The organism is Streptomyces sp. NPDC006283, assembly GCF_040613325.1.
Lineage (GTDB): Bacteria > Actinomycetota > Actinomycetes > Streptomycetales > Streptomycetaceae > Streptomyces.
On record NZ_JBEXRZ010000384.1, the window covers coordinates 1 to 3,320 of the forward strand.

Genomic DNA, 3,320 nt, shown 5'->3' on the forward strand with positions numbered 1-3,320 from the left:
ATGGTCCCTAGTGAGCCCGGGGTGTCCAGCTGGACCTTGAACGACTTGAGGTGCGGCACCAGGGCCCCGAGGGGATTTGCAACACCATCTGCCGGCTTACTGCAGTGCCGGCCTTCTGTTTCCGCGACTTCGCCCAGAGGGCTCCGAATGCGGGGATCGCGAATGCGTGACCGTGGGACCACCTTCCGTTCCGGGGCCTGCGGTACCCGGGCCGACTACGTCAGCGCCCGGGCGATCCTGATGGCGTCCGCCTCCTTCTCTTCCTTCTTCCACTTGCTTGACACTGCGGGTCCTGCGTCTTGCTGACGGCCCCGGTGGGCCGCCCGGCCCGGCAGTCAGCGAGGGGACCCCGAGACACCCGGCCCCGCCACTCCACTGCCGTGCCACAACCTGTTCGTCCTGCACGGCAGTTCATCTCTGCCGCATGTTCCTGATTCTGGCTACGAGAAAGACGTTAATCCCGGCAGCTCCGAATGTCTACCACCGCCACGACAGATTTTCTGTCGGCAGGAGAAGCAGAATTCTGTCTTCCCTGCCACTGGGAGAGGCGGAGGACTCGTCAAGTCGCGGGTGAGCGCCGCGCCCCTGCGGTGCGTGCGCCCTGCGGGGCGGGGCACACGGAAAGATGTGACGACACCTGCCTCGGACACCGATCACCCGCGCCCGCGGACCGGCCGCCGCCTGCAACTGCCGTCGTGGCTGTCGGTACCGGTCGCCCTGCTGGTGGCCCTCGTACTGGTCGTCCTCGCCGGACGCTTCAGCCTGCTGCCCGGATTCGACGATGTCTTCGGTCAGGAGACGAAGGACCGGTCGGGGCCCGCTCTGCTCAAGTCCATCAAGGACATGAACCGTTACGAGGGCGCGGCGGGCAACTTCCAGATCGTCGTGGACCTGGAGAAGGACGCCAAGTTCCTCCCGGACGCGATCCGGGGCACCCGCACCCTGTACGTGGGGGCCGGCAGCGTCAGCGCGTACGTGGATCTCGGGGCCGTCGGCCAGGACAGCGTCACCGTCGACAAGGACCGCACAAAGGCCACGCTCCGCCTTCCGCACGCCCGCCTCGGCGAGCCTGCCCTCGACCCGCAACGGTCGTACGCGGTGTCCAAGCAGCGCGGGCTCCTCGACCGCCTCGGTGATCTGTTCTCCGACAACCCCGCCGATGAACGCGCGGTGAACCAGCTCGCGGCACAGCGCATCGGGGAGGCGGCGAAGGACAGCGGGCTCACCGAGCGGGCGGAGAGGAACACCACCGCCATGCTGGAGGGCCTGCTGCGCTCCCTCGGATTCCGGCAGGTGACCGTCGTGTACGGATGACGGTGTGCGGCGGGTCGTTCGACGCGTGGCAGAACTCGTTGTCGTACGGACGTGGCGCTGTGTCAGAATCCGGCGCATGCCAGTTCGATATCCGCACCCCCTGCGTCCTGGTGACCGCGTCGGCGTCACCTCTCCTTCGAGCGGAGTCCCGAAAGAACTGCGTGCGCGCCTCGATGTGGCGATTCGTGATGTGGAGGCGCGGGGATACGAGGTGGTCGTCGGCCGGTGCATGGATGGTGCCGGGCATGTCAGTGCCCCTGCGGCCGACCGTGCGAGCGAGCTGATGTCGATGCTGACGGATCCCGGCATCAGGGCCGTGGTGCCGCCGTGGGGCGGGGAGATGGCGATCGACCTGCTGCCGCTGCTCGACTGGGACAGGCTGCGTGAGGCCGAGCCGACCTGGCTTGTCGGCTACTCCGACATGTCGACCCTCATGACGCCGCTGACTCTCCTCACCAGCACGGCGACTCTTCACGGCAACAACCTGATGGACACCCCCTACCAGGTGCCCGAGGGACTGTTGTCGTGGCTGGACATCGCCGCCGCCCCGCAGGGACACCCGTTCACGCAGAGTCCGCCGAACCACCACCGGGCCACGGTCTGGGACGACTGGAGCGCCCATCCAAAGGTGCGGGAGTGCAAGCTGAGCACACCCGGCAGGTGGACCAGGCTGGACGGCGAGGGGGACGTGGAGGTCGAGGGGCGTCTGATCGGGGGCTGTATCGAGACACTGTGCAACCTCACGGGGAGCCCCTACCTCGATGTCTCCGCCTTCGCACGGGCCGAGAGCCCGGAAGGGCTTGTGGTGTACGTCGAAGCGTGCGGCGACGACGCCTTCAGCATCTGCAGAAACCTGCACGGGATGCGGTTGGCCGGTTTCTTCGACGAGGCGAACGCGGTCCTCGTGGGCCGCACCCCGGCGCCCGACGCCGGTTCGCTCACCCAGCACCAGGCTGTACTCGACGCGCTCGGGCCCCTGAACGTGCCGGTCATCGCCGATGTCGAGTGCGGGCACGTCGCGCCCTACCTGCCGCTGGTCAACGGAGCGCGCGGCCGGGTCGTCCTCACCTCCTCCCGTAACGAGCTGACCCAGACACTGGACTGACGCTCGGCGTGGGATGCGCGAGGAGTCCTGCAGCGCGTCTCGGGCGGTCGGGGCGGGCTGCCTCCGGGGCGGATGATCTTCGCGGCTGTGCACTGCCTATGCTGCCCGGATGCCGAGCAACCGCAGCCAGACGCCCCGCCGCACCGTGAAGCGCCGCCGGACCCGTACCACGCCGCTGTCCCACATGGGCGGCTACGGGGTGGACGGGCGGCGGCTGGTGGGGCTGACGGCCGGCCTGGTGCTCTACGGCGTGGCGACGGCCGCCGGGGCAACCGTGCTCGGGCAGGCCGCGCCGGGCTTGGACTGGCTGGTGTTCGCCATGGGATTCGTGCTCGGTTTCGGCCTGGCCGTTGCGCTGCTGTTCCTGCACAGGGCGGCGTGGACGGCCGTACTGAGCCTTCCCGGCACGGCGGCGGTGCTGGTGGGAGCGCAGGCCGGCAGGACCGGCCTGGTCGTGGCCGGCGCCGTGCTGTGGACCGTTCTGACCGTGGTGGCCGGACGGCGCGGGTTCTGGCGGCGCCGCCGGGGCCTCGTTCCCTGGTGGGACAGTCTCGTCTGACGCCGCGTCCTGCCGCCCGACAAGGGCGGCGGCGGGCCGTCCGGCAGGTTCACCGCACCGACGGCCGCCGCGCCCGGAACTCGTGGGTGCCGCGCCGGCGTTGGGCTACGCGTCGTAGGTGACGGTGGTCATCATGCCGGATTCGGAGTGGTAGATGTTGTGGCAGTGGAGCATCCAGTCGCCGGGGTTGTCGGCGTCGAAGTCGAGGACGAGTTTGTTGTGGGGCAGGACGGTGGCGGTGTCCTTGCGGGCGCCGTTGGAGTCGATGCCGGCGAGGGCGTAGGTGTGGCCGTGCAGGTGGACGGGGTGCCACATGTCGGTGGCGTTGACGACGACCAGCCG

Annotated in this window: 4 protein-coding genes; 3 read left to right on the plus strand and 1 reads right to left on the minus strand. The window is 69.2% G+C overall.

The features are described from left to right. The first annotated feature begins 717 nt into the window (after window positions 1-717). The 3 genes from ABZ070_RS36285 to ABZ070_RS36295 all read left to right on the plus strand — a co-directional run bounded on the left by ABZ070_RS36285 (window position 718) and on the right by ABZ070_RS36295 (window position 2,978). Window positions 718-1,314 carry a DUF4230 domain-containing protein gene (locus tag ABZ070_RS36285; RefSeq protein WP_356640343.1) on the plus strand — a complete coding sequence of 199 codons (597 nt, stop codon included), beginning with the start codon at window positions 718-720 and terminating at the stop codon, window positions 1,312-1,314. A gap of 76 nt (window positions 1,315-1,390) precedes the next feature. Beyond that, window positions 1,391-2,419, plus strand: a complete 1,029-nt coding sequence (locus ABZ070_RS36290) for a S66 peptidase family protein (protein ID WP_356640338.1) — start codon at window positions 1,391-1,393, stop codon at window positions 2,417-2,419. A gap of 109 nt (window positions 2,420-2,528) precedes the next feature. Beyond that, a complete protein-coding gene (locus ABZ070_RS36295; RefSeq protein WP_356640340.1) occupies window positions 2,529-2,978 on the plus strand; it encodes a hypothetical protein in 450 nt (149 codons plus the stop codon). A gap of 105 nt (window positions 2,979-3,083) precedes the next feature. Here the strand turns inward: ABZ070_RS36295 and ABZ070_RS36300 are convergent. After that, window positions 3,084-3,320 (minus strand): multicopper oxidase domain-containing protein (locus tag ABZ070_RS36300; RefSeq protein ID WP_356640341.1); only part of this gene is annotated, 237 nt, incomplete at its 5' end.